The organism is Paraburkholderia jirisanensis (assembly GCF_054782355.1).
Genome location: NZ_BAAGSQ010000033.1, coordinates 209,204 through 230,568 on the forward strand (window position 1 = coordinate 209,204; position 21,365 = coordinate 230,568).

Genomic DNA, 21,365 nt, shown 5'->3' on the forward strand with positions numbered 1-21,365 from the left:
GAAAAAACGGGGTGAACTACGCTTGCGTCACGCGAAGATCAGGATCCGCCGCGGCGGTTTCAGCGCCAAGGAAGTGTGAAAGCGCTTGTGCCGAGGGCTCGCGAACGATCGAGTTGTGATCGGCATCAAACATCTTCGCCGTGATCTCGCCGGTGGTCAGCGCGCGTAATCGGGCGACGAGCTGGTCGCGGGTGGTCGCGCTTTTTCCGCGCGTGGCCAGCGCGTAGAGCATCGGCGCGCGGACCTGCGGTTGCCGGTGCTGCGCGATCGCGACAGCGTTCGCCGCGTGCAGCCGCGACAGATGGGCAAACACCTGCGGCTGCGCACGACGGCGGGCAGCGGCCAGATAGAAATCGTCATCCAGCACCGCGTTAAAGCGGTCGTCCTTTAGCAACAGCTCAACTCGCTGTGCGTCGTGTTCGCAGCTGAAATCGCCGACGATATGCTGCAGCCGGGCGGCAAACTCGCCGTCAAATGGCGTGTCGACCACCAGCAACGGCGGCGCATCGCGACCCTCGGCTTCCCATTGCGCAGCGATTGCATGCGCAAGCAATCCACCGAACGACCAGCCGCCGAGCAGATCGGGCACCCGGCCGAGCGCGTCGACAATCGCGCAACGATACAGCGAGGCCATCTGCTGGATGGAGAGGTAGCGCACCTGCCGGTCCGGGTCCGAATAAGGATGGCGGATCGCAATGATGGTCGGGTCTCCCGGCCATGCAGCGGCGAGATCCTGATAGCACAACACGTCGCCGCCAACTGGATGCAGCAGCACGATGGCGGCACCACGCCCTTCCCGCAACCGCACCGTTAGCGCGCGTACATCGATATCGTCGTGCTCGTCGCCACGCGGTGCTGCGTCGCGCCTTTCGCCGGCGCTACCGGCTAGCGCGACAGTGTCGCCCGCAGGCGACGCTTGCGAAGCAGCAAAATAATCCGCCAGCGTGACAAGCGATGCGCCTTTCGCAAGCATCGACATCGGCGGCATTTTCCCGAACCTCTGATGCAGGCGCACCCGCAGCTCCGTCAACGCAAGCGAGTCCATACCCTGGCGGACGAGCGGCAAGTCATCCACAAGCATGACGGTGTCCGATGCAACCGACGCGACCACTGAACGCAGTGTCGCAAGCAGCTGCGCGCGTTTTGCATCCGCGGACGAACCCGCTGCATTTGGTTCGGGTTGCGCGGTTGCCGGCTGTTGCGCGACGGCTTCGTCGATATCCGCGATCTGTTGCCTAAGCTTCGCGACGTCATGCGCAGCCGTGCCCTGCTTGCGCTGCGGGAACGGCAATTCGAATCGATCTTCGTCGAACGGATAAGTCGGCAGCATCGCAGGCCGCGGCGCGTCGCCGTACAGCTTGCCCCATGCAATCGCATATCCCGCGCTGTAAAGATGCGCACAGGCATGGACGAAACCGGTCGTCTCCGTCTCCTCGTCGCCGTCCGGCCCATCGGCAAGCGACGATATCGCGCACTGCCAGTCTCCCGCTGCCGCCGTACGGGCCAGCTTCGAAAGCGCCGCACCGGGGCCCACTTCGATAAATGCGGTGTTGCCATCGAGCGCGGCGTGCAACGCGTCGTGAAACCGGACCGGTTGTTCGACCAGATCGAGCCAATGCTCGACATCGGCGATACCGTCCGTGGCCAGTTGCCCGGTGAGCGTCGATACGATTGGGATGTTCGCGGGCGACAGCTTGAGCGGCTCCAGCGCGCGCCGGAACGCATCGCGCATCGATTTGAGCATCGGCGAGTGTCCAGGGGTGTCATAGGTCTTCAGCAGCGACACCCGCTTGCCCTGCGCCACCATCGCATCCTGAACTTGCGCGACCGCTTCCTGCGTGCCGCTCACTACCGTCTGCCCTGGCCCATTGATGCCGGCCACGAACAGATACGTGCCGAAGTCGAACTGCTGCGATAGCTCTTCGACGCTGGCCGCCACCGCGAGCATCGCGCCCGGCGGCGTCTGCGTATCGAACAGACGGCCGCGCGCCTCGACCGCCTTCAGGCCATCGGCGAGCGTCATCACGCCGCCGATCACCGCGGCCACATGCTCGCCGAGCGAATGCCCGATCAGCAGGTCGGGCTGCTGCCCGAGTTCCATCCACATGCGTGCGAGCGAGAAGCACACGACGAAATGGGCCAGTTGCCCTGGATGATGACGCACCGTTGCCGGATGCTGCCCGCGAATCGCAGCCAGCACGTCACGCGCGGTTTCGTTGCCTAGTTCGCGAAGGCAGCTGTCCGCGAACCTGCGGAACAGCCCGTTGCCATCGTAGAGATCCGCGCCGATACCGGGCTGCCACGCGCCCTGACCGGGGAAAAGGAAGGCGAGGCGCGGCTTTCTGGCGGCATCGCCTGCGTGCCATTTTCCGGACGGATTGCTGCTGAGGAAATCGTCGATTGCGTCGATGAAGTCCTCGTTGCTGGCGCCGACGAAGGCGACCCGATGTTCGAAATGATCCCGTTTGACGCTGGCCGTGTAGCAAACATCGCGCAGCGACACCACGGCATTGACCAACATGTCCCGATAGGCGCCGGCGAGCCGCATTCTTGCCTTCTGCGAGCGCCCGGAAAGCGTCAGCACGCGTTCGCGCCCGACGCTGCCGGCAGCAGGCTCGCTTTCATGCGACGCGAGTATCAGATGAACGTTGGTGCCGGTAATGCCAAAGCCGCTGACGCCGACCCAGGCTTTTTTCGCATCGAGCTCTACGCCGTGTCGCGGAATGTCGAGTTGCGCACCGTCCCATCGAAAACGCGGGTTCGGCGTCGCAAAGTTGACCTGCGCCGGCACATACCGATGACGCAGAACCAGAATCGCCTTGATGATCGCCGCCATCCCGGCGGCGCCTTCGAGATGCCCTACCTGCGCCTTCACAGATCCGACCAGGATCGGCTTTTGCCGCGTCACGGCCCGCGTATAGACGTTGCGCAGCGCCGACAGCTCGATCGGATCGCCTAGCGACGTGCCCGTGCCATGCGCCTCGACGTAGGCGACGTCCTCGGGGCGCACGCCGGCGCGCTCCATCGCATGCCGGATCACGGCTTCCTGGGCCGCGCCGTTGGGCGCGGTCAGGCCATTGCTCGCGCCGTCGCTATTGATCGCGGAACCGGCCAGCACCGCATCGATGCGATCGCGTTGCGCGAGCGCGTCGTCGAAACGCTTGAGTACGATCGCGCCACCGCCTTCGCCGCGAATATAGCCGTCCGCGCTCGCATCGAACGGACGACAGTTCCCGGACGGCGACATCGCCTGCAAACGCGCCACGCCGATGGTTTCTTCAGGCCCGAGAATCAGGTTCACGCCGCCCGCGATCGCCACGTCGCAATCGCCGGTCCGCAAGCTCTGCGCCGCCAGATGGATCGCCGCGAGCGACGACGAACAGGTCGTGTCGATAAAGATCGCGGGACCGCTGAAACCGAGCACGTGTGCGACGCGCCCCGGCGCCATCGCACGCAGATTGCCGAGTTTCGAGTACGTCGTGATACCCGACGGATCCCCCGACCAGACCGAGCGACGGCCGTAATCGGCCTCACCGGTCGTCATGAACAGCCCGACTCGCTTGCCGCGCAGCTGGCTGGGAACGAGGCCGGCATTTTCGAGCGCCGACCACGTCAGTTCCAGCATCCAGCGCTGCTGCGGATCCATCTCGAGCGCCTCGGCCGCCGAGGTGCGAAAAAACGTGCGGTCGAAGCAGAACGGATCGTCGACATAACCCGCTACGCGCGAATACGTCGTGCCGGGTTCATCCGGGTCCGGCGAATAATACGCATCGATATCGAAACGCTCGCGCGGTGTCTCGCGAATCGCCGATCGCCCCGAGTTCAGAAACTGCCAGTACGTCGATGGCGAAACGCCGCCACCCGGAAAGCGAAACGACATGCCGATGATGGCCAGCTGCCCGGCGTTTGCGTGTGACTTGTCCATAAGATTTTCAATGCACCCATGCCTGCACGGCTATGTTTCAGGGGCGGCGTGCCGCGTCGAGATCGTCGCTGCTGCTGGCCTGCACCAGCACCGCCATGTTGCCGGGCAGGTGCTGATTCGCGCGTATCTTCGTGTGCGCGTCGGGCAGCCGGTTCCACGCAAACACCTCGGACAGGCACGGATCGATCCGGCCGCTCGCGACCAGCCGGTTGGCTTGCGCGGCCTCCTTCAGGCTGGCGAAGTGACTGCCCTGAATCCGTTTCTGACGCATCCAGATGTAGCGCGCGTCGCAGGTCAGGTCGTAGCCGCTGGTCGCGGCGCAGAACACCACCATGCCGCCGCGCTTGACGACGTAGCAGGACGCCGCGAACGTGTTACGGCCCGGATGCTCGAACACCATGTCGACATCGCGCTTTTCGCCGAGTGCGTCCCAGATCGCCTTGCCGAATTTCTTCACGCTATCGACATACGCGGCATATTCGGTTGCCGAGTCGATCGCGGGAGGCGGCCCCCAGCAGGAAAACTTCGAGCGATTGATCACCCCGACCGCACCGAGGCGCCTGACGAATTCCGCCTTGGAATCGTCCGACACCACGGCGACCGGGCGCGCGCCGGCCAGCGCAGCCAGCTGGATCGCCATGGTGCCCAGACCGCCCGCGGCGCCCCACACCAGTACCGTCTGGCCCGGCCCCAACACGTGCGGCTCGTGGCCGAACAGCATGCGATAAGCGGTGGCAAGCGTCAGCGTGTAGCAGGCGCTCGCCGACCACGTCAGGTGTTTGGGGCGCGGCATCAGTTGCGTGGCCTGTACGCGCGCAAACTGCGCAAACGAACCATTCGACGTTTCGTAGCCCCAGATCCGCTGCGACGGCGACAGCATCGGATCGCCGCCATTGCACTCTTCGTCTTCGCCGTCGACCTGCGAACAGTGCGCGACGACCTCGTCGCCGACGCGCCACTTGCGCACGTTGCGGCCGACCGCCCACACGATGCCCGCCGCGTCCGAACCGGTGATGTGGTACGGATCGTCATGCAGATCCAGCACCGACAGCGGTTGACCGAGTGCCGCCCATACGCCGTTGTAGTTGACGCCCGCTGCCATCACCAGCATCAGCACGTCGTTCGCGCCGATCTCCGGCACGGGCACGATTTCCTTCGTGAACGCGGCATGCGGTTCACCATGGTTCTCGCGACGGATGGTCCACGCATGCATGCGGCGCGGCACCACGCCGGTGGGAATCGGCTGGCCGATTTCAAACAGTTCGGGCCGATCGGCTCGTGAATCGACAGCCATCTCTAACAGTTCGGTATCCATGTTTTCAATAGAGAGAGTTGTTGGGCGTGCGGGTTCGCAACGACGTGCCGCCTATCCCGCCGCATGCGCTGTCAGATGCGCTTCAGGCCGCAGCCATACCGCCGTCTACCGACAGCGCGGTGCCGGTGATGAATGACGCGTCATCGCTCGCGAGGAACACCACGCCCTGCGCCATTTCCATCTCGGTGCCGAGCCTGCCAACCGGATGAAAAGCCTTGATCTGATCGGTCATGCCCGTCTCTTCGAGGAATGTCTCGACCATCGCCGTGGCGACGAACGCGGGGCAGATTGCATTGACCCGGATGTGCTGCTTCGCGTACTCGAGCGCAGCCGCTTTGGTGAGACCGATGATCCCCGCCTTGGACGCGTGATAGCTGCTGCCGCCGAATGCCGAAGCGACGATGCCGTACGTCGACGACATATTGACGATCGCCCCGCCTCCCGCCTTCAGCATCTCGGGTATCTCGTACTTCATCGACAGGAACATCCCCTTCAGGTTGATGCCTGTCACGAAGTCCCATGTCGATTCGTCGGTTTCGGCGAGCGGCTTGCCGAATACCTCGACCCCTGCGTTATTGAATGCCACGTCGAGCTTGCCGAATGCGGCTACCGTCTGGGCAACCGCGTTCGCACAATCGTCGGCGATCGACACGTCGGTCCTGACGAAAATCGCCTCTCCACCTGCAGCGCGGATTTCGTCGACGACGTCTTGCCCTTCCTGTTGCCGCCGCGATGCAATGGCCACCTTTGCGCCTTCTTTCGCAAACAGCAGCGCAGTGGTCCTGCCGATCCCCGAACTGCCACCGGTCACGAGCGCGACCTTTTCCCCGAGCTTTGCCAACGCAGTCTCCTTTTCAGGTTCAACCATCGACGATGTGTAGCGGTGGCGGATTCTATGCTGTGCAAAACGCACCGCGACGTCAGTTCACAAAAATTCAGACCTGCGAAAATGCCTGGGCAACCTGAATGCCTCTTTAGCAAAAGAAGCGTTGATGGAAGTGACAATTGTTCATTTTTTCAGGCGGTTTCCGGCCAGTACCATGCGCAATCCGCTATGCACACGAATTGCAAAAACACCTATGTACGAACAGGGCCGATCGCTACACGACATTGGAATGGAGATCATCCGCTCGATCGGAGACGAGGGTTTCGACAGCCTGAGCGCTGCGTTGGACAGGCTTGATCCCGGCTTTAAGCGTCTGCTCATCGAAGGCGGTTACGCCGGCCTCATTGCGCGCCCTGACCTTGCGCTAAAGCAGCGTGAGCTCATCACCGTCGCCATGCTCGCGACGATGGGCAATGCGGAGTCCGCACTTAAGTATCATGCCGCCGGCATGCTGAACACAGGCTGGCCCCCGGAAGCATTGCTTGAAACGGTTTTACATACGCTGGTCTATGCGGGCGTGCCGGCGGCATTGGCGGGCGTGCGCATCGTTGCCGCGGTCTTTGACGAACGAGGCATCGGCATCGAGCATGTGTCGCGTAGACAGGCACTGACGCCGAGGGATCGGGAGCTCGCCACACTGGCCATCGCGATTGCCCGGGAAAACCAGTCGGCCGCAGTCCGCCTGCATCTGGAAGCGTGCCTGCGGCTCGGCTGGACGCGTAGCGAATTGACCGAAGTCCTGATCCAGTCGACCGGTTACGTCGGATGGCCGCTGATTCTGCCGCTAACGAGGATCGCGCTGGAGGTCTTCGAAGAAGCCGGAGCAGACATGCCTGCCGCCGCGGCCGCGACATTGCCCGGGTTCGCTTTGCCGAAAGGCGTCGCGGACCTGTCGCCTGTGGTCGCTCACTACGTCGAAGCGCTCGGCTTGCAGACCAGCCCGCCCGAATCGAAAAGCGACGCGCGGGCGCGCCGTCTGTCGGACATCGCGAGCCTGACCTGTCTCGCCCGCAGCGCCGACACCGAAGTGTTATCCGCATATGTGAAAGAAGCGCTATCGCTCGGCGCCACGAGGCAACAGATCGTCGATGCGATATTGAGCGCGATGCCCCATGCGGGGGTGCTCCCGACACGGCATGGCCTGTCGGTGGCGAACGATGTTTTCGACCGGCAGGTCCAGACGACAACGGAGATTCGAACATGAACGACGCAGGCGGGTACGACCTGGAAGATCTGGTGATCGGCATGAACGCATGCTTTACCAAGACCTTGACCGAGCGCGACGTGGTTCTCTTTGCGGATGCAAGCGGCGACACCAACCCGGTTCATCTCGACGAAGAGTATGCGAGGCGCACCCGCTTCGGCGGGCGTATCGCACACGGCATGCTGTCCGCGTCCGTCATTTCCGCGACCATTGCTACGCGTCTACCGGGCCCGGGCTCCATCTATCTGTCGCAAAGCCTGAGCTTTCGGCGCCCGGTGAAGATCGGCGAGACGGTCCGTGCCAGCGTCACGGTGAAGGAGATTCTGAGCAGTCGCCGGCGCGCGGTACTCCAGACGATCTGCGAGGTGGATGGCCGTGTGGTGGTCGAAGGCGACGCGGTGGTATTGCCGACCTCGCTCGCGGAGCGTCTGAAAGAGTTGGCCGCGACGCAAGGTGCGGCAATCTGACGAGCGTGGCTACGGTGGACTGAAGACCGCGCCTGCGCGATACGCCACCCGGCATGCGCTTCTTGCGCAATCTCTCCGGTTCAAGGCGGCATAAATGCTATGCACGTCACTGCATGGCTCGCGGCACCGATCTGCTCGATACTGGCTGCGCCGCCCGCGTGGCTGGCAAACGCAGCGTCGGCCGCCGCAATTGAATGCCCGGCAACTAGCGATGCCCGATGCAGCGCAAGACGACACGAGTGCGCGAGCTATGCTTCAATCAAGCTCCTCTCGTGACGACGCTACCTTGCAAAAGGATATTCAATGAGCAAACTGAAAGGCTTTTCGCTGCCGCGCACACCCGATGGCAAATCCAGCCTCGCGCCCACGCCGCCGTGGCACTACGTTGCCAATGCGCTCGCGGTCGAGTTCTCGGTCGACAGCGAACGCGCAGCCGCGTTCCTGCCTGACGGTCTGACCTTGAGTTCCGACCGCGCAGCCGTCTACTTCGCCGACTGGCAGTCCGTCACCGAGAGCGGCAATGAAAATCTCGATCCGATCCGCAGCCAGTACCGGGAAACGATTTTCCTGTTGTCGGCGCAGTTCGATGGCGCGCCGGTGGCCTACTGCCCGTTTATCTGGGTCGACCAGGACATCTCGCTGATGCGCGGTCTGACACAAGGCTGGCCCAAGCAGATCGGCTCGGTGTGGATGACCCGCGCTTATGACCTGCCTTCGAAAGCGACACCGGTGGTGGGTGATGGCGGCACGTTCGGCGCGACGCTATCGTTCAAGGATCAGAGGCTCGCCAATGCGCGCGTAACGCTGCGCGAAAAGACCGACCGTTTGCCCGATCCGACCTTTGCTGGAGCCGTCAACGTTCGTTATTTCCCCGACCTGACGCAGGGCAATCATCAGCGGCCGCTGGTGCACGACCTCGTACAGCTCAAATCCAGAGATACGCAAATCGGCGACATCTGGAAAGGCGAAGCAAGCCTTGAAATCTTCGAGACGCTCACTTCCGAACTGTCTGCGTTGCGGCCGGTCTCGGTAGGCGCCGGCTATCGCTTCAGTTTTGCTTTCACCGTCGACGACGTGCGCGTGCTGAAAGATCTGCGATAACGCGCGCAGTCGAATCCTTAATGAAGTTTGTGTATGACCAGGATCGCGTTCCTCGGCTTGGGCGCCATGGGATTCCCGATGGCGGGCCGATATCCGCCTGCGCATAGCAGGTGTATGACGGCCAATCGAAGCGATCGCGCGCGGCAGGCCGCTTGTGCCGATGCGCAACGCAATCGGTCATTCGACCGATACCGGTTTGCCGCAGGCGCGATGACACTAATCGGGCCTTCACTATTCACGGACCGGGAAAATCATGCGCTCGATGCGGATAGCCGCTGTTACAGGATCAGTTGCGATTGCAGCGCTGTTGTCTGCTGGCGCGTTCGCCCAGCAGCAAGCGATCACGCGAACCACACTGCAAAGCGTGGCACTTGCGCAAACCGGATACACGATCGAAACGGTGTCGATCGTCGTCGCGCCGCATGCGGCGGTCGCCCGCCATACGCACCCCGGCGTAGAGATGGGTTACGTGATCGCGGGCACCGGAACCCTGACGGTGGCAGGACAGCCGGTACGCATGATCAAGGCAGGCGACACGTGGGCGATCCCCGAAGGCACGCCTCACGCGTTGAGCAACACCGGCGATCAACCGGAGCAGATCGTATCGACGTTCGTCGTACAAAAAGACCAACCGTTGTCTTCGGCCGCACCTTGATGGCGCCAAATGCAAAGTGTCGTGGTGGATGGCGCAAAGATCGCCTATCGTAAGACGGGTGGTCACCCGCCCGGAATGCCGGGTTCCGTCAACGTTTCGGAAAGACGATTCTCAGGAGAGGTCCATGAGCCAGAAGTCTGCCTGCCCCGCGACGCATCACCAAAGCCTGACCGTAGACGGCGTGAAGATTTTCTACCGCGAGGCCAGTCCGAAGGACGGCCCGGCCGTCTTGCTGCTACACGGGTTCCCGACGTCCTCGCATATGTTCCGCAATCTGATTCCGTATCTGGCGGACCGATATCACGTTATCGCGCCCGACTATCCCGGCTATGGCCAGAGCGATGCGCCCGACTTCAAGTCGTTTTCGTACACGTTCGAGAAGTTCGGGCAACTGGTAGACAGCTTGCTGCAACAGTTGGGCGTAGAGCGCTATGCGATGTATGTGATGGACTACGGCGCACCGGTCGGCTGGCAACTGGCGTTGAAGCATCCCGATGCGATCACCGGGCTGATCATCCAGAACGGCAACGCCTACGATGAGGGGCTAAAGGAGTTCTGGGATCCGATCAAGGTCTACTGGGCCGACGGAAAAAAGGAAAGCCGCGACAAGCTGCTAAACCTGGTCGCGCTGGAAACCACCATTTTCCAGTACACCGATGGCGTATCCGACAAGACGCGCATTTCGCCCGACAACTGGACTCACGATCAACCGCTGCTGGACCGGCCAGGCAACGCCGATATCCAGATGGACGTCATGTACGACTATCGCAACAATTTGCCGCTGTATCCGAAGGTGCAGGCGTGGCTGCGGGACAAACAACCGCCGGCGCTGATCGTCTGGGGCAAGAACGATTTTATTTTCCCCGAGCCCGGTGCTCATCCTTATAAGCGCGATTTGAAAGACCTCGAATTCCACCTTCTCGACACCGGGCATTTCGTGCTCGAGGATAAAGCGGACGAGGTCTTCCCGCTGATTCACGACTTCCTCGACCGCAAGGTGGCAGGCGCTTAAACAGGTTCCGCTTCGAGCAGCGAGAACACCGTCGAAGTCGGCTTGACCGATGTCAGGCGAAAACCCGCAGCCGCGAACAGCGTTTCGAATTGCTCGCGGCTGCGCTCCTTGCCGCCTAGCGTGACCATCATCATCAGGTCGAGCAGCGGCCCCGTAGGCTGCGAACCGTGGTCGGCCACCAGCATCTCCGATACCAGCACGCGACCCCCTGCATCGAGCGAACGCCTGCAATTGCGCAGTATCGCGATGCACGATTCGTCGTCCCAGTCGTGCAGGATGAAACGCAGCAGGTACAGGTCGGCAGCCGGCGGCGGGTCTTTCAGGAAATCGCCGGCAAAGGTCGAGAAGCGCGCTTCGATGCCGAGCGTGCGTGCCGCGTCGGCTGCCTTCGCGACCACAAACGGCAAATCGAATACCGCGCCTTGCAGTTGCGGGTTGTGCTGCATCAGCGTGTGGACGAAGCTGCCGCTTGCGCCACCCACGTCCACCGCGAGACGCACGCGCTGCGTGTCGATCAGCGCCATCACATCGGGGCCGAAGTCCTGTGAAAAGCCCTTCATTGCGTCCGCGAAGATCGCCGCGTCGTCTGGGCGCTCTCCCAGCCAGTTCCACAGGCTGCAGCCGAGCGCGTCGACCGCCTGCGGCTTGCCTGAGCGCAGCGCTTGCGCGAGGCGCCCGAACGACCGCCAGAATGGATCGAAGGTCTGCAGCATCGCGCGGCTGCGCAATGAACGCGGATTGTCCTTGCGCAAGGTTCCAAGCAGCGAGGTCGCGGCAAAGCGCCGGGTCGGTTCGTCATAAGTCATCAATCCGACCGACGCGCACGCGCGCATGAAGCGGAACGTGGCATCTTCATTCAACGCTTCTGCGGTTGCAATTTCTTGCGCGCTCCTTGGGCCGTTGCCCAGGTGTTCCGGCAGGTTATACGCGCTGGCCACGCTCGCAATCTGCGTAAGCCGATAGCCGACGATCATCTGCGTCATTCTGGCGTAGTCGTCCGGCGTGCCGAACGTTGCGTCTGCAACCGTTGCTGCGGTGGTACTGGAACCCGATGTCATGAATATGCCTCCGGTGTGCATTGACTGCACGTCGCGCGCAGTGCGCAAAATCGGCATGTATTCTGCGATTTCAGTTGCCAGAACACATGCACCCTAAGCAATAACACCAGACCCAACCTCGAAATTCCGCTGCAACGCGGCGTCAAAACTGTATTTCAATACTCCGCCTTAGCCTCGATCCGCCTGCCGGCACCAGTAATCGAACGTGCCCTTGACGATCGACGGCTTGAGCAGATAATCATGCGCCTCCGCGGCAAGCTCGTCCGGCACCGGTGTGATCGGCCCGAACACGCGCGCCCGGATCTGCATGCGCGCAGCCCGCTCGAGATACACCGCCAGATAGGCGGCTTCTTCCACGTAGCCGCCGGTCGTCAGTTGCCCGTGATGCGCGAGCAGAATGCAGCGCTTGTCGCCCAGGGCCTTCGAAATGATCACGCCTTCCTGATCGGCAATCGGCACACCAGGCCAATCGGCAAGAAACGCACAGTCGTTGTGCAGCGGCGTCATGTCCATCTGCGCGATCACCAACGGTTGGCGCGCCGCGACCAACGCCGATACATACGGCGAATGCGTATGAATAATCGCATGGGTTTGCGGCCGCGCTTCGTACACCCACAGGTGAAAACGCGTTGCCGGATTAGCCATGCCCTTGCCGCTAATCGTGTTCAGGTCCGCGTCGACTTCGATAAAGTCGTCCGGTGTCGCCTCGTCGAAACCGAGGCCGAAACGCAGCGTCCAATAGCATTTCGGCTTGTCCGAGCGCGCCGTGATCTGGCCGGCAAGGCCCGCTTCCTGTCCTGTCATCGCCAGAATGCGGCACGCGTATGCGAGGCGCTCTTCTATCGTGCGCTCCTTCGTCTGCAGGTTTTCCTTCATCTCACGCGTCGCGCGTTCGTCGAAATATTCCTTCGCCCGTAATTGCATCGCTGCCTCCATTCGCAGAACTCCGTTGTCGCGCCGCATGCGCTTGTCGATTGCGAAACGACGCTGCGCTCATCGAGCCGCACGCTTGCCGTTTCGTCAGCACGAGTATTAGGCAAGCAGCCGCGCGAAGCCATGCAGCGCGGTTCATAGCAGTTATGCGGCTGCATCGCTCACCGGCACGGCGACGCCCGGGCTGTCACGCACGGCACGCACACAGGCACGCCGCGCTTCATAGCTGCTATGACCTCCTCGCTATAGCTCGCTCAATATGCGCCGTCGATACTCCGTCCCATGCGCCGGATCCGGCCGCATGCCACCCCCGCTTTTGAGCTGAACCGAGCCGAAGCAGTGCAGCGATGCGCTAGCGCCGGCTGGCAACAGGCCGAGCGAGCGGCAACGAACCCGCGCCGGCCTGACGCCGGACGCAACAGCATGGAGGAGAAACATGTCGACCCCCACCACCGGCAGCGTGAGCGCCGACCACGGCGGCACGCCGCACGCGTCGCGCCGCTACGCGGTCGTCGGCATCGCGAGCCTGATCGGCACGACCATCGAGTGGTACGACTTTTTTGTGTACGGCACGGCCGCGGCGCTGGTGTTCAACAAGATCTTTTTCCCGGCGTTCGATCCGGTCACCGGCACGCTCGCCGCATTCGGCACGTATGCGGCAGGCTTTTTCGCAAGGCCGGTTGGCGCCGTCGTATTCGGGCACTTCGGCGACAAGGTCGGCCGAAAGTCGATGCTGCTGCTCACGCTGGTGATGATGGGCGTGCCGACCGTGCTGATCGGCCTCGTGCCGACCTATCACAGCATCGGTTACTGGGGCGCGGTGCTGCTGGTCGTGATGCGCATCGTGCAGGGTCTCGCGATCGGCGGCGAATACGGCGGCGCGGTGCTGATGGCGGTCGAGCACGCGCCGCGCGGCAAGAAGGGTTTTTTCGGCAGCCTGCCGCAGGCCGGCGTGGCGTTCGGCCTCGTGCTGTCTTCGCTGGCGATGTCGGCAGTCGGAAAAATGCCGCAGGAAGCCCTGCTCGCGTGGGGCTGGCGCATTCCGTTCTGGGCCAGCATTGTTCTGCTGACGGTCGGCTGGTTCATCCGTCTGCGTATCGCGGAATCGCCGGATTTCGAACGCGTCAAGGCGCGCGGCCAGCAGGTCCATGCGCCGGTGCTGCACGTGCTGCGGAACCATAAGCGCGAATTGCTGACGGTGGCGGGCGGCCGTCTCGCGGAAGTCACGTGGTTCTATACGGTGGCCACTTTCGCGCTGTCGTATGCGACGCAGCATCTGCATATCGCGAGCGGCACGATTCTGCATGCGGTGATCTGGGGCGCGGCTGCTGCGCTGTTCACGATTCCGCTGGCCGGCTGGCTTGGCGACAAGCTCGCGCACCGCTTTGTATTCGGCCTCGGCTGTGTCGCGATCTGCGGCTTTGCGTTCGGCTTTTTCGCGCTGCTCGGCGCGCCGGGCACCACGTCGCTCTATATCGCGATGCTGGTCGCGCTCGCAGGCGTGTATGCGCTGCTGTATGGGCCGGAAGGCAATCTGTTTTCGGCGCAATTTCCCGCGTCGGTGCGCTATAGCGGTATTTCGCTCGCGGTGCAGACCTCAGGCGCGATCGGCGGCGGCCTCGCGCCGGTGATCGCAACGTGGCTCGTCAAGCTCGATGGCGGCGGGTCTGCGTATCTGTCGTGGTATCTGGTCGTGCTGGGGCTTGTTGCGCTGGTTTCCGTATCGCTGATGCGCAAGGACGAGGCTTGAAACAACGCCGGGGCCGCCGCGAGCATTTGCACGCGGCGGCCTCGGTGGTGATGCAACATCGAGCGTATCCGAATCGTCGAACACTGCACACGCGTGACGCCGGTCGATGCGTGTGCCGTCACTTCCTACTGCTTGATCACACCCAGTTGCTTAAGCAAGGTCAGGTTGTCTTCCAGATGCCAGTTGTCGGCGATCTTGCCGTCCTGCACACGGTAAAGATCGAACGCCTGAAAATCGATGCTCTGGTTATTTCCCTGAATGCCCTTGAACTGACCGGTGAAATGCCCCTTGAAATGCAGATGAAGCATCGCGCGATCGCCGACCACGGTCATATCGTCGACTTCCGAAGTCAGGTCGGGCACCGCCGCGCGAAATGCCTTCGACGCCTGCAGCGCACCTTCGAGCCCCGGCGCACGTCCCGCAGGCAGCGTACGGTCGACGAAATCGTCGCTCAGCGAGCGCCGCGCGTAATCTTCGTCGCCGGTGTTCCAGAACGCCGCGTAGCGCAGCGCGGCCCGTTCGACCGATAGCGTGTGCGCCGAGTGATCGGCAAGCGTCAGATGGTGCGGTACCGGCAGGTTTTCGCCGGCGGCCAGTGCGGGGGTTGCTGCCGCGGTTTCTGCCGCAGTTGTCATGGCGACACAACATGCCGCGACGCCGAACGTCGCGCAGACTCTGTTCACTACTCCAGGCCGCTTCATTCCTTGCTCCTTTGCTTGATGGAAAATAAATGCAGACAGCCGCAGCCAGCCGCTGCGGCCTCATGTGTCCAGCTGGCCCGCTGGCCGCGCACCTGCCCGTGCAGTTGCGCGCCGCGCCACGCCGTCAAACCGATTTGATCTCGCCGCCGTCCATCCGCAATGACGAGCCCACGATCCAGCGGCCCGCCGGCGACAGCACGAACGCCATCAGCTCGGCGATATCTTCCGGCTTGCCGTAGCGCGTGATGCCGGCCTGCTCCGGGAATTTCTCGAGTGCCTCCGCGGCCGTCATGCCGTGCGTGGCCGCGTACTTTTCCATGTACGAACGGCGCCGGTCGGTCAGCACCGGTCCCGGCAGCACACTATTAACCTGCACGCCATCGGTCACGCCGCGATCGGCAAACGCCTTGGCCATCGCGACGATCGCCGCATTGACCGTCGCCACTGCGGCAAAGGTCGTTTTGGGCGCCTGCGCCGAATTGCCGGACGTGAAGATCACCGAACCGCTCGACTGCTTCAGCGCTTCCCACGCGTGAATCGCGAGACGCCGCGCGCCGTGCAGCTTCAACGCGAAGCCGTCGTCCCACTGGTCGTCGGTCATATCGAGCACGTCGATCTGCGGCACCGCGCCGGCAATATTGACCACCGCGTCGATGCGGCCGAAGCTCTGCAGGGTCTTGTCCACGGTTTGCCGCGCGGCGGCCGGATCGCGCAGATCGAGGCCGAGCGTCAGCGGTGTTGCACCCGCCGCGCGCACCGACTGCGCCGTCTGTTCCAGCAGATCCGCACTGCGCGCCACCAGCACGAGGCCGTCGAAGTCTCTGGCGAGACGGATGGCGGTGGCCTGTCCGATGCCCCGGCTTGCGCCGGTTACGATTGCGATACGCTTGCTCATGTCAAAACCTCCGGATAGTTGAATCGTTCAATCCCGGTTTGCGCGCAAGCGGTCGGCTCGCTTCGATACGGATTCCGTACCATTGCGGTTTGGGCCGGTGCTCGAGCTGCCGGCCTGAACCACACGACTGTTTGCGGCTCGGGAGTGAATTCAGTATCGAAGATGCAGACAGAACGAGCTATGGACCATCGTTCATAGCTGGTATGATCCGGCCCCTTGCTTCCATCGGGCTTTCAGTGGCGGGCGTTAAAGGCAGGTATCGCAGGTATCGAAGGGCTGCCGCAAGAATCGACGCGATTTGATGCGAGGCACGGCGGAATAACTTGCCGCCCCCTGCTGTTGTTGGCAATGAAGGCGCGCTTTGCTGCACATCCGTTCGGGTAGCGCGTGCCCACCGCGACCGGCGCGCACGCGAAGCGCCGGCGCGGCCGTTGCGCACGGCCGGAATGCCGGCAAACCCGCATCGTCAGTCCGAACCGCATCTCGTGCAGCATCAGCTGCCCCGGATGCGCTTTCGCAAGAAACCCCTCGCCAGTCTCCATGCCATGACGCAATTCGATCTCGACACGCTGCTTGCCCCCATCGACGACGCCTCGCCTGCAGGACCCGACCTCGAATACGACCCCCAGTTCAGCGAACTCGAGCGGGCGGCCACACCGAAAGCCGAGCGCTCGATCGGCGACACCGTCAAGGCCGCCGAAGAACCCGACTGGGGCAAGGTCGCGCCGCTCGCGCAGGCGTTCTTCGCGCGCAGCAAGGACCTGCGCGCGGCCAATCACCTCGCCGCGGCGTGGACCCGCACCGAAGGCCTCGCCGGCTGGACCGCCGGGCTCGCGCTGGTGCGCGCGCTGCTGGACAACTATTGGGAAGGCGTGCACCCGCAACTGGACGCGGAAGACAACAACGACCCCACGGCACGCGCCAACGCGCTGATGCCGCTTGGCGATCCTCAAAGCCTGCTCGGCTATTTCCGCAGCATGGTGTTCGTGCAGTCGCCGCGCCTCGGCCGCTTTACGCTGCGCGATCTGCGCATCGCAAGCGGCGCATTGAGTGTCGAGCCATCTGCGAACGCCAGGCCGCTGCCCACCATGGTCGAACTGGAAGCCTGCTGTATGGATTGCGACGCGGAGCTGCTGCCCACCGCGGCCACCCTGCTGGCGCAGGCGCTCGACCATGCGCAGGCACTCGACGCGCTGCTGGCCGCGCAACTCGGCACGCTGAGCCCGGATCTGTCGCGGCTGGTGGCGGATGTGCAGGAGCTGAAGAAATTCGTCGATGCGCAGCTCGCGCGGCGCTTCCCGGAACTGGCGGCCGCGGCCGCTCAAGCGCAAGCCGCGGCCGACGCGGATGCCGCAGCCGGCGCGCAGCCGAGCGCAGATGCGCAAGCTGCAGCCGCTGAGCCGGCGCGCGCGCGCGGCATCCAGAATTCGGAAGACGTGCTGTTGCGTATCGACGAGATCTGCGAGTACTACGACCGCAACGAGCCGTCGAGCCCGGTGCCGATCCTGCTGCGGCGCGCGCGGCGGCTGGTCGGCAAGGGCTTCGAGGACGTGCTGCGCAATATCGCGCCCGGCGGCCTGTCGGAACTGCAGATGCTGCTCGGGCCGGACGCGGATTGACGCGAACTGACGCAATCTGACGCAGATTGACGCACCGTTACGCCGCGCTGCGGCCGCGTCAGACTGGCCGCAGCATCAGCCAGTAGTACAGCGCCGCACTCGCGCACACCACGCCAAGCGCGCCGACCGACCACGCAACCCGCCGCCAGCCAGGCCGCGCGGCCGGCATGGCCGGTGCGGCGACTGCGCCGTGTCGGGCTATGGGCTCGCCTGCCGCCGCGCGGGCAGCGCTGGCATCGGCGGGCACGCCATAGGGCGCGGCCACGGTGCCTGCCGCCGCCATCCGCCGCACGGTGTCGCGCTGGGTGTCCTGCCCAGATCCGTGCTGCGGCGATCCCAGGTGCGCAGCATACCCATTACGCAGCCGCTCCAGCAGTTGCCGGCGCCGCAGCCGGTATTCGTCGCGCGTCAGGCGGCCGAGCCGATGGGCTTCGTCGAGCGTTTGCAGCGCGAAACTCGCCTGTTGTTCCGGTCCGTTCATGCACGCCGCTCCAGCAGCCGTTGCGCCGGCCCTGCGCGCTCGCCGCGTTCGAGTGCCGCCGCGGGCGGCAGCGGCGTTGCATCGCTGCGGCCGTTCAACGTGTCGCCGCTCCTCACGCGCAATTGCGCCAGCAAGCCGCGCAAGCCGCCCACCGGCAGTTTCAGACTGACGTTCAGATCGCTCTCCAGTTGCTGCATGCCGTCCGGATCGATCGCCTGCGCCGCATCGTAGCGGGCTTGCAAGCCCTCGTAGTCGACCTGCGAAATCGGCTTGCGGCGCGCATCGAGCAACGCGCCCGCCAGTTCGTAGCGCTCCGCGGCGTTGCCCAGCTCGGGCCGCTCGTCCAGCGTCTGCGCGCCCTGCCCGACGAGGCTCGCGGCAGCGCCGAGCTTGCCTTGCTGGCACAGCGCGCGCGCCTTGCCCAGATACGCGGCGCTGACGAGCCGCTGCCCTTCGCCGGCGAGGAACGGCTGGTCGGGCTGCAAATCGCGAATCCGCGCGAGCGCCTGCTGCGCGGCCTGCGGGTCGTTCGCCGCGGCGGCGCGCCGTACGGCGTCGATACGCGTGGCAACCTCGGCATCGGCGCTTTGCTGCTCGACCTTCTGCTGCGCCAGCAGCGCCTGCAGACGGTCATGCTGCTCGACCAGCGCGGCCGACTGCGGTGCGTAGCGCAAACCGAACTCGACCAGTTGCAGGCTGGCTTGCACCGCCAGCGGATCGCTCACCTGCGCCGCCTGCGCCGCGATGCCGTCGGCGAACGCATCGAGCGCCTTCTGCGTGGCCGGCGAGCTGTCGTTTTGCAGCGTCGCGAGCGCGGCGGACGCGGCGCCCTGCCATTCGGCGCCAGGCACCGGCTGCGTGGCCAGCTGCGTCAGCGTATCGCGCGCGTCGACCACGTTGATCGAATCGGGCCGCTCCACCCCTGGATGCGCGGCGGCGAACGCCACCGCGCTCGCCAGTTCGGCGTTGCGTGTCTTCAGCCGGCTCGAGTCGGGAAACAGCTTCAGTGCGGTGGCGAGCTGCGCGCGCGCTTCGTCGAGCCGGTTTGCCCCGATCGACTGGCCCACCGCGAGGTCGTATTTGATCTCGAGGCGCGGGCTACGCAGCAGCGCGCTGCGCGGATCGAGCGTGCGGATGCGCGCCAGAATCTGCACCGCGTTGTCCATTTGCCCTTCGAACAGCGCGCCCTGCTCCAGCGCCTGATCGAGTTGCGTGTTCAGCGTATTGAGCATGTCGTTGCGCTGATCCTCGATCTGCTTGCGACGCAGGTCGAACGCAGTCGAGAACAGCTTCATGCGGTCGCGCAGCTGGAACACGTGGCGCGCGCCCGCGTAATCGAGGCGATCCTGCGCGGGGTTCCAGTACGCGTCGAGCCGGCCCAGCAGAAAACTCTGGATCGCATCGCTCTGGTCGAGCACCACGCGCCGACGTGCGTTGCTGTCGAGGCTGTCGAGCGCGGCGAGCGCCTGGTCCTCGGTGGTGTAGCGGTTCGGACTGTCCGGCGTAAAGCCGGCCACTACCTGTTCCAGATGATGCTCGCGCACATATCCATGCAGCGCCCAGCCGCCGGCGGCCAGCACCGCCAGCGCCACCGCGCCGGCGAAATACGGCACCATCCGCTCGCGCAGGTCGCGCCGCCGCAGGCCTTCGAGCAGCGCCGCGGCGCCTTGCAGACGCCCCGCCTGTTCGAACGCCACGCTGTCGCACAGCGCCTTGTACTGACGCTTCGACAGCCCCGGCACCAGCGGCGGGCGGCGCCCTTCGGCAAGCGCGGTTTCGGCACTGTGCTTGTCGAATGGATGGCGGCCGGTGAGCAGTTCGAACACCACGCAGCCGAGCGCATAGACGTCGTCGGCCGCGCTCGGCGCCTTGCCTTGGGTCATTTCGAGGCTCGCATAGGCAGGCGTCAGCGCGCCCAGCGTGCTGGCATCGAACACCGTGTGATCGCCGGCACTGCTGTGCGCATCGCCGCCGAATTTGCCGGCGCGCGCGATGCCGAAGTCGAATACTTTCGGCACGCCGGCGCGCGTGACCATCACGTTGCCCGGCTTGAAATCCGAATGCACGACGCCGTTCGCATGCGCGCGCTCGAGGGCGCGCGCCATGCCTTCGATCAGCGGCCAGGCGGCGGCGATCGACATGCCCGCATACGCGCGTTCGCGGATCAGCGTGCGCAGATCGGTGCCGTCGATGTACTCCATCGTCATAAAGACGATCGTGCCGTCCTTGTCGAAGTCGTAGACCCGCACGATGTGATCGTGCGCGAGCTGTTGCGCGCGGCGTGCTTCGCGCTGCAGCGCGATCAGCGAATCCGGGTGGCGGCGGAACTCGTCGTTCAGCACCTTGACCGCGACATACGGATCGCGGTCGCGCGCTTCGACCTTGCGCTCGTCGCGCGCCAGATAGACGACGCCCATGCCGCCGCGGCCCAGCTCGCGTTCGAGCAGAAAGCGCCCTTTCAGCAGCATGCCGACGCGCGCGTTCTCGCCGCCCTGCGCTTGCGCGACGCGGCGCCAGCTCGCCTGATTCAGGCTGCTGTCGCCGCCGCCGGTGGCCGTGCCGCTGGTTGCGCTGGTTGCGCTGGTGCCGGTGCGCGTGCTGGTGCGCACGCCGCTGCCGGTGGCCGGCTTGACGATCGTCGCGTCGTCATGGCGCGTGTCGTTTGCGTAGCTGGCCGAGGCAGACGACGCAAACGCCGCGGACGATGCGGGCTGTACGCGCGTCAGGTCCGCAGCGGGCTCGCTGGCAGCCGATGCGGCAGCCGGCGCAGGAGCTGCGGCGGACGCAGCCGCTGCGGTGCGCGGCTGCACGCGCGTCAGATCGTAGGCGTCGGCGTGCGCATCGACTGAAGCCGCGCTGGCGTCGTGCTCATCTGCGCCGTGCGCAACGGTGTCACGGGTTGAACCGCGGGCTTCCTCGTCATCGCAGGCTTCGGCAGCGGGCGCTTTGGGCGCTTCGTGTGCTTCGGGCGCCTCGTGTGCTTCGGGCGCCTCGTGTGCTTCGGGCGCCTCGTGTGCTTCGGGCGCCTCGTGTGCTTTGAGCGCCTCGTGTGCTTCGGGCGCATCGTGTGCTTTGAGCGCCTCGTGTGCTTCGTGTGCTTCGTGTGCTTCGGGCGCCTCGTCCGCCTCGTGCACCGTATGGCCGTCGCGCTGCAGCGAAGTCAACCGCTGCGCGAGCGCCTCGGCGATCTGCGCATCGAGCAAGCCTTGCTGCTGCAGCCGCTGCAGCAGGTCGAGATCGCTGCGATGCGCGGCTGCGTCGCGCGTACCGCGCGTGGCCATCGCCTCGAATAGCGCCGACAGCACAAGCCGGTCCTCGCGCCACGCGTCAATCAGATTTTTCAGGTCGTTCATAGTGGCCTCG

The 21,365-nt window shown here is 64.4% G+C and carries 16 protein-coding genes; 7 read left to right on the forward strand and 9 right to left on the reverse strand.

The window, feature by feature from the left end:
* Positions 1-16 precede the first annotated feature (16 nt).
* The 3 genes from ACYVNQ_RS33020 to ACYVNQ_RS33030 form a co-directional block, all read right to left on the reverse strand.
* On the reverse strand, positions 17-3,925 hold the full coding sequence (locus ACYVNQ_RS33020) for a type I polyketide synthase (RefSeq protein ID WP_460909018.1): 3,909 nt from the start codon (positions 3,923-3,925) through the stop codon (positions 17-19).
* Positions 3,926-3,962: 37 nt separating this feature from the next.
* Positions 3,963-5,240 carry a crotonyl-CoA carboxylase/reductase gene (ccrA, locus tag ACYVNQ_RS33025; RefSeq protein ID WP_460909020.1) on the reverse strand — a complete coding sequence of 426 codons (1,278 nt, stop codon included), beginning with the start codon at positions 5,238-5,240 and terminating at the stop codon, positions 3,963-3,965.
* An 82-nt stretch (positions 5,241-5,322) separates the two neighbouring features.
* A complete protein-coding gene (locus tag ACYVNQ_RS33030; protein ID WP_460909022.1) occupies positions 5,323-6,081 on the reverse strand; it encodes a glucose 1-dehydrogenase in 759 nt (252 codons plus the stop codon).
* A 151-nt stretch (positions 6,082-6,232) separates the two neighbouring features.
* Between ACYVNQ_RS33030 and ACYVNQ_RS33035 the strand changes: the two genes are divergently transcribed.
* The 5 genes from ACYVNQ_RS33035 (at position 6,233) to ACYVNQ_RS33055 (ending at position 10,565) form a co-directional block, all read left to right on the forward strand.
* The gene (locus ACYVNQ_RS33035) at positions 6,233-7,330 is read left to right on the forward strand and encodes a carboxymuconolactone decarboxylase family protein (protein ID WP_460909024.1); all 1,098 of its coding nucleotides are present in this window, start codon (positions 6,233-6,235) and stop codon (positions 7,328-7,330) included.
* Positions 7,327-7,797: a MaoC family dehydratase gene (locus tag ACYVNQ_RS33040; protein ID WP_460909027.1), complete on the forward strand. Its 471-nt coding sequence runs from the start codon at positions 7,327-7,329 to the stop codon at positions 7,795-7,797. Before ACYVNQ_RS33035 ends, ACYVNQ_RS33040 begins: the two co-directional genes overlap by 4 nt.
* 303 nt (positions 7,798-8,100) lie before the next feature.
* Positions 8,101-8,898: an acetoacetate decarboxylase family protein gene (locus tag ACYVNQ_RS33045; protein ID WP_460909029.1), complete on the forward strand. Its 798-nt coding sequence runs from the start codon at positions 8,101-8,103 to the stop codon at positions 8,896-8,898.
* Between the two features lie 262 nt (positions 8,899-9,160).
* Positions 9,161-9,553, forward strand: coding sequence for a cupin domain-containing protein (locus ACYVNQ_RS33050; protein WP_460909031.1), 393 nt, complete (start codon positions 9,161-9,163; stop codon positions 9,551-9,553).
* A 124-nt stretch (positions 9,554-9,677) separates the two neighbouring features.
* On the forward strand, positions 9,678-10,565 hold the full coding sequence (locus tag ACYVNQ_RS33055; RefSeq protein WP_460909033.1) for an alpha/beta fold hydrolase: 888 nt from the start codon (positions 9,678-9,680) through the stop codon (positions 10,563-10,565).
* Here ACYVNQ_RS33055 and ACYVNQ_RS33060 read toward each other — a convergent pair.
* Both ACYVNQ_RS33060 and ACYVNQ_RS33065 read right to left on the reverse strand, forming a co-directional pair.
* Positions 10,562-11,623: a methyltransferase gene (locus ACYVNQ_RS33060; protein WP_460909035.1), complete on the reverse strand. Its 1,062-nt coding sequence runs from the start codon at positions 11,621-11,623 to the stop codon at positions 10,562-10,564. The genes ACYVNQ_RS33055 and ACYVNQ_RS33060 overlap by 4 nt on opposite strands.
* A gap of 168 nt (positions 11,624-11,791) precedes the next feature.
* Entirely contained in the window at positions 11,792-12,547 is a 756-nt protein-coding gene (locus tag ACYVNQ_RS33065) for an aldolase (RefSeq protein WP_460909037.1), read from the reverse strand.
* Between the two features lie 445 nt (positions 12,548-12,992).
* Between ACYVNQ_RS33065 and ACYVNQ_RS33070 the strand changes: the two genes are divergently transcribed.
* The gene (locus ACYVNQ_RS33070; RefSeq protein WP_460909039.1) at positions 12,993-14,306 is read left to right on the forward strand and encodes an MFS transporter; all 1,314 of its coding nucleotides are present in this window, start codon (positions 12,993-12,995) and stop codon (positions 14,304-14,306) included.
* 125 nt (positions 14,307-14,431) lie between these two features.
* On the opposite strand, the gene ACYVNQ_RS33075 is transcribed toward ACYVNQ_RS33070, so the two are convergent.
* Together ACYVNQ_RS33075 and ACYVNQ_RS33080 are read right to left on the reverse strand one after the other, a co-directional pair.
* Positions 14,432-14,941 (reverse strand): ester cyclase, encoded by a 510-nt coding sequence (locus ACYVNQ_RS33075; RefSeq protein ID WP_460909041.1) that lies wholly within the window; start codon positions 14,939-14,941, stop codon positions 14,432-14,434.
* Positions 14,942-15,131: 190 nt separating this feature from the next.
* Positions 15,132-15,902 carry an SDR family oxidoreductase gene (locus tag ACYVNQ_RS33080; protein ID WP_460909043.1) on the reverse strand — a complete coding sequence of 257 codons (771 nt, stop codon included), beginning with the start codon at positions 15,900-15,902 and terminating at the stop codon, positions 15,132-15,134.
* A gap of 545 nt (positions 15,903-16,447) precedes the next feature.
* On the opposite strand from ACYVNQ_RS33080, the gene tssA reads away from it, so the two are divergent.
* A complete protein-coding gene (gene tssA / locus ACYVNQ_RS33085; protein ID WP_460909045.1) occupies positions 16,448-17,521 on the forward strand; it encodes a type VI secretion system protein TssA in 1,074 nt (357 codons plus the stop codon).
* Between the two features lie 58 nt (positions 17,522-17,579).
* Here tssA and ACYVNQ_RS33090 read toward each other — a convergent pair whose 3' ends face one another.
* On the reverse strand, positions 17,580-18,002 hold the full coding sequence (locus tag ACYVNQ_RS33090) for a hypothetical protein (RefSeq protein WP_460909047.1): 423 nt from the start codon (positions 18,000-18,002) through the stop codon (positions 17,580-17,582).
* Complete coding sequence (locus ACYVNQ_RS33095) at positions 17,999-21,355, reverse strand: serine/threonine-protein kinase (RefSeq protein ID WP_460909049.1); 3,357 nt, start codon at positions 21,353-21,355, stop codon at positions 17,999-18,001. The genes ACYVNQ_RS33090 and ACYVNQ_RS33095 overlap by 4 nt, the downstream gene beginning before the upstream one ends.
* Positions 21,356-21,365: the final 10 nt, after the last annotated feature.

Bases quoted from the DNA above. Each gene is read 5' to 3' on its own strand.
- ACYVNQ_RS33020 (WP_460909018.1), bottom strand. From the start codon at position 3,925: ATGGACAAGTCACACGCAAACGCCGGGCAGCTGGCCATCATCGGCATG.
- ccrA (WP_460909020.1), bottom strand. From the start codon at position 5,240: ATGGATACCGAACTGTTAGAGATGGCTGTCGATTCACGAGCCGATCGG.
- ACYVNQ_RS33035 (WP_460909024.1), top strand. From the start codon at position 6,233: ATGGAAGTGACAATTGTTCATTTTTTCAGGCGGTTTCCGGCCAGTACC.
- ACYVNQ_RS33040 (WP_460909027.1), top strand. From the start codon at position 7,327: ATGAACGACGCAGGCGGGTACGACCTGGAAGATCTGGTGATCGGCATG.
- ACYVNQ_RS33045 (WP_460909029.1), top strand. From the start codon at position 8,101: ATGAGCAAACTGAAAGGCTTTTCGCTGCCGCGCACACCCGATGGCAAA.
- ACYVNQ_RS33050 (WP_460909031.1), top strand. From the start codon at position 9,161: ATGCGGATAGCCGCTGTTACAGGATCAGTTGCGATTGCAGCGCTGTTG.
- ACYVNQ_RS33055 (WP_460909033.1), top strand. From the start codon at position 9,678: ATGAGCCAGAAGTCTGCCTGCCCCGCGACGCATCACCAAAGCCTGACC.
- ACYVNQ_RS33060 (WP_460909035.1), bottom strand. From the start codon at position 11,623: ATGACATCGGGTTCCAGTACCACCGCAGCAACGGTTGCAGACGCAACG.
- ACYVNQ_RS33065 (WP_460909037.1), bottom strand. From the start codon at position 12,547: ATGCAATTACGGGCGAAGGAATATTTCGACGAACGCGCGACGCGTGAG.
- ACYVNQ_RS33070 (WP_460909039.1), top strand. From the start codon at position 12,993: ATGTCGACCCCCACCACCGGCAGCGTGAGCGCCGACCACGGCGGCACG.
- ACYVNQ_RS33075 (WP_460909041.1), bottom strand. From the start codon at position 14,941: ATGACAACTGCGGCAGAAACCGCGGCAGCAACCCCCGCACTGGCCGCC.
- ACYVNQ_RS33080 (WP_460909043.1), bottom strand. From the start codon at position 15,902: ATGAGCAAGCGTATCGCAATCGTAACCGGCGCAAGCCGGGGCATCGGA.
- tssA (WP_460909045.1), top strand. From the start codon at position 16,448: ATGACGCAATTCGATCTCGACACGCTGCTTGCCCCCATCGACGACGCC.
- ACYVNQ_RS33090 (WP_460909047.1), bottom strand. From the start codon at position 18,002: ATGAACGGACCGGAACAACAGGCGAGTTTCGCGCTGCAAACGCTCGAC.
- ACYVNQ_RS33095 (WP_460909049.1), bottom strand. From the start codon at position 21,355: ATGAACGACCTGAAAAATCTGATTGACGCGTGGCGCGAGGACCGGCTT.